A 434-nucleotide genomic window follows, 5' to 3' on the forward strand; every position below is an offset into this window, starting at 1 on the left:
TGGTCCCGGCTTTCCTTCAGGAGCCGCTCGTGCCAGTCGGGAGCACGACGGCGGACCTTCAACCCGCCGGGCAGCAGCCCCTCGCGCTTGAGGCTGGTCTCCACGCAGCCCTCCATCACCGAGTAGATGTGAAGAAGCCCTTCGCGGATCTCTTCTTCGGTGCGGCTGTCTTCTTCATTGACCCGCATCACGTCGCTGATGCTCAACGACGTGTTCTGGCAGTGCTTGAGCAGCTCCGCTGCGGTCCGGAATGGCAGCGGAAGCTCCTTCTTGGACTCCTCAAGCTCCTGCTGGGCCGCGTCCTCCTCGCCCTCGCGGACGATGAATCCGCCGCCCACCGAGAAGAAGGTGGCGGTGTGCAGCACCCCGCCGTCGGAGTCGGAGACCGTGAAGGTCATGCCGTTGGTGTGCCTAGGCAGGATCGTCAGCGGACG

The 434-nt window shown here is 64.7% G+C and carries 1 protein-coding gene; it reads right to left on the bottom strand.

Features of this window, described 5'->3' with window-relative positions:
• On the bottom strand, positions 1-434 hold a 434-nt coding region (locus AC1DD3_RS22115; RefSeq protein ID WP_476882531.1), incomplete at both ends, for a serine dehydratase beta chain.

This window comes from Arthrobacter sp. 05T444, from assembly GCF_056395905.1.